Source organism: Kocuria sp. NPDC057446 (assembly GCF_042802875.1).
Classification (GTDB): domain Bacteria; phylum Actinomycetota; class Actinomycetes; order Actinomycetales; family Micrococcaceae; genus Kocuria.
This window is the reverse complement of the sequence record NZ_JBHVDI010000239.1, coordinates 1-3,634: the sequence shown is the minus strand read 5'-3', so window position 1 is coordinate 3,634 and position 3,634 is coordinate 1. Positions and strand designations below refer to the sequence as shown.

Below are 3,634 nucleotides of genomic sequence, written 5' to 3'. Positions count from 1 at the left end.
GGTCCCGCCCTGCTGGTGGGCGCGGACCGCGGCCTCGAAGTTGTGGCGCAGCACCGCGGCGACGGCGTGCTTGCAGAACCCGCCGGCGGGACAGCTGCACCAGGCGGGGCCCGGCGCGCCGCCGGCGCCGACGTGCACGGTGACCGAGTACACGGCCCCGGAGCCCTCGACCTCGGCGGCGAGGTCGCCGGCCCCCTCGCCCCGCGGGGTCCACCGCACGGTGCGCACCCGACCGGTGCGGAAGTACTCCTGGCCGCGGCGGAAGACGGCGGGCCCGGCGGCGGCGACGAGCCGCCGGGAGTCCACGAGGGGACCGGGAGGGGAGTGCATCGTCCCACCGTATCGGGCCGGGGCGCCGGTCGCCGCGCGTGCGGAGCGCTGCCGCGGGCTATCTATAATCGAGGCGACCCCTCGAACGACGACAGCGGCCCCACGTGCGGCCGCGGACGGAGGACTCGTGCCCGACACTGCTGGGCTCCGCCTCGGAGACCATGCCATTGCCGACAGTGCCGAGGAGCTCGCCTACCTCCGCTGGAACGACGCCGTCTGCGCGGCCTTCTTCGGCCCGGAGCGGGCGGGGGAGCTGATCTACCTCGACCTCGACGACAAGACCCTCGCCGCGATCGGCGAGGTGCAGGGCCTCGACGGTCCCTCGACCCTGCGGGCGCTCGCCGACTCGGTGACCCCGCTGCTGGTGACCGAGGACGGGCGGCGCTCGGTGTTCGACGTGTTCAACCGGCTCAACGGCCAGTGGTACCGCGCCACCCGCCGCAGCCTGGACTCCATCGCGGAGATCCCGCCGCCGCCCGTGGTCGCCCTGCTCGCACTGTTCGCCCTCGCCGGGCGGCACATGTCCACCCTGGCCGCGCGGACGGGCAACAAGTCCGTCTCCACGTTCTTCCTGCCCCTGGCCGTGCTCCTGCAGGCCGGCCCGGAGAACGCCAAGGCCCTCGAGTCCTCCTTCAAGAAGGACACCGAGGCGTACTGGGACGCACTGCGCTACTGGCTCGAGCTGCGCAACGGCGAGATCGGGCTGCCCACGGCGTACGCGGTGAACCAGCGCCCGGTCGGGCTCGCGCTGTCCCAGACGATGTTCGGCGAGGCCGAGCGGCGCCAGCTGCACCGCATGTTCGAGGACCTGGGGATGACCACCGCCCAGGGCCTGTCCGCCGCCGAGCTCGGGGTCTACCTCGACTTCTGGCTCGACATGGCCGAGACCAAGGCGTCCAAGGCCATGAAGCAGGTCTGGGCGAACCCCCTCACCCGCGAGCCCGGGCTCGAGATCGCCCTGGCGGAGCTCGCGGTCTGGGAACAGTCCCGGGAGCAGGCCCGCGCCGAGGTCCGCGCCAACGGCCGGGGGCCGGGCCGCAGCGCCGTGAAGTCCTGCTCGCTGTCCCTCACGGACAGCACCGACTACGTGGGCAACCCCGTGTTCGAGCTCGGCTTCGTGGTGCCCAAGCGCTTCCTCTCGGGCCGCGAGGTGGAGCTGGAGACCACGGCCGGGCCGCGCACCGTGTTCCTGTCCTTCATCGGGGACGCCTTCCTGGGGGTCTCCGCCTACACCGCCCGGATGGACCCGGGCTCGCTGCTGGGCGGGACCCTGCAGCTCAGCGCCGGGGACGTGCGCTTCGAGCGCAACCCCCGCCCCGTGGTGATCTTCGCGAAGGACGGCTTCTCGGACACCTTCATCTCCGTGGACCACATCCCGGCGGCCTGGCCCTGCCGGATCATGGTCCGCGACGAGCCCGAGTGGATCGCCCAGATCAAGCGGATCCTCGACGACTCCGCCTCGCCGGACTACCGCTTCGTCGAGGCCGGCACGCACGGCCTCGCCGAGGGCTGGGTGATGTTCGACGACGTGCAGGTGCTGCGCGCGGGCAACCCGGAGCTCACCGCCAACGACAACTTCTCCGGCCTGGTGCCCCGTCTGGTCCCCGCCGTGACCCTCTCCGGGGGGCTGCGGATCCCCGGCGACGTGGTGCGCTGGTCCGCGCTGCGCCCGCCGCAGGTGACGATCACCTCGGACACGGACGCGCCCCTCACCGTGGAGTGCGAGTGGCGCAATCCGCACTCCTTCAAGCTGGAGAAGGCCAAGCTCGTGGAGGGGCGCGTGCCGCCGTTCCAGATCTCGCTGCACGGCACGCCGATGGCGCGGGCCGACCGCACGCTCAAGCCCAACGACTACACCCTGGTCCTCAAGGCGGGCCGCACGGTCCGGCAGCGCCGCGAGTTCAAGCTCCGGGACTCGACCTTCCACCTGACCCAGCGCTCCCTCGGCTACGAGGGCGAGATGGTGCACGTCGAGGAGGAGCCGCTGTGGCCCGTCACGGCCGGCATCGTGGCGCAGCTGCCCGAGCGGTACGTGCAGGGCGCCTTCGACAACCTGCCGCCGCGGGAGGCCGCCGGGGACCACGAGGTCCCGGGCGCCCCGGGCTGGCACTCCTCCGAGGGCCAGCTGCTGCTGGAGCGCACCAACGCACTGCCCGAGCCGGAGGGCCGGTCCTGCCTGGCCACCGGCCGGCACCGCATCGTGCTCCCGGCCATGGAGCCCAAGGCGAAGGCCCCGTGGATCTTCGGCCAGTGCGCCCAGTGCGGACTGCAGAAGCGCTACCCGGGCCGGCTCACCAAGCCCTCGGCGCTGACCTCCACCGGCTCCGTCGAGGCGCTGCGCTTCATCGGCCCGGACGAGGGGGAGTACCCGACGTCCTGGGCGCCGTTCCGGGACGCCCTCACGTTCCTGGGCGGCGGCAAGCGCTCGAGCCTGTCCATCGTGGCGCGCCAGCTCGAGGACTCGGAGCGCTTCGAGGAGTGGTTCGTGGGGCACCTGCAGGCCCTCGGCTTCCTCGAGGTGGTCCGCGACGAGCACTGGACCGTGCGGCGCTGGCAGGTCTGCGGACCCTCCCTCACCCAGCTCGTGGACGGCTCGGTGCTGCTCACGGGCGGCTGGACGCCGGAGAAGGAGGCCCTCGTCGCGGAGGCGGCCGCGGCGCAGGACGCGTCCGTGGTGGTGCTGTCCCCGGAGGACCACGGGACCACCCTGCTCCAGGACGTGGACCTCGGAACGCTGCAGGAGGCGCTGCCGGTGGGGCTGTGCGACGTCGTGTTCGACGCCGGTCCCGCGATGCTGGAGACCCTGCCCCCGCTGTCCGAGGTCGAGGAGGAGCTGCGGCGCGCGGAGATGCAGTACAACGGGGTGGCCGAGCGCTTCGTGCCCGAGGACGCCACGTGGGAGCTCACCGAGGACCGGAACGCACCGGGGCTGTACCGGATCAACCACCACCACCGGACCCGGTACGCGTTCCGCACCCCGGCCGACGTCGAGTCGGGCCACGCCCGCTTCGTGGCCTCGGGCATCGGCAAGCACCTCGCCGCCCGGCAGGCGGGGGTGCCGATCGTCTCCTACGACCCCGAGCTGGAGCTGCTCTCCGTGCCCATCGGCGCGGAGCTGGCCGGGCTCTACGCCCGTGCCGCCGTCCTGTGCTCCGGGCTGCTGCCCGCCAAGGTGGACGAGGACTTCTCGCTCAACTACGGCGACGTCACCCCCGAGTTCGCCCAGGCCCTGGTGGACAAGCTGATGAGCTGAGCGCGTCCCGGCCGGCAACGGCGGCGGGCCCCGGGTCGGACGACCCGGGGC

General features: G+C 73.0%; 2 protein-coding genes. One reads left to right on the top strand and one right to left on the bottom strand.

All coding sequences use genetic code 11. The features are described from left to right. Positions 1-330 (bottom strand): SWIM zinc finger domain-containing protein (locus tag ACFU0Y_RS17575; protein ID WP_380216152.1); only part of this gene is annotated, 330 nt, incomplete at its 3' end. A gap of 127 nt (positions 331-457) precedes the next feature. On the opposite strand from ACFU0Y_RS17575, the gene ACFU0Y_RS17570 reads away from it, so the two are divergent. Continuing rightward, on the top strand, positions 458-3,583 hold the full coding sequence (locus ACFU0Y_RS17570; RefSeq protein WP_380216150.1) for a hypothetical protein: 3,126 nt from the start codon (positions 458-460) through the stop codon (positions 3,581-3,583). Positions 3,584-3,634 lie beyond the last annotated feature (51 nt).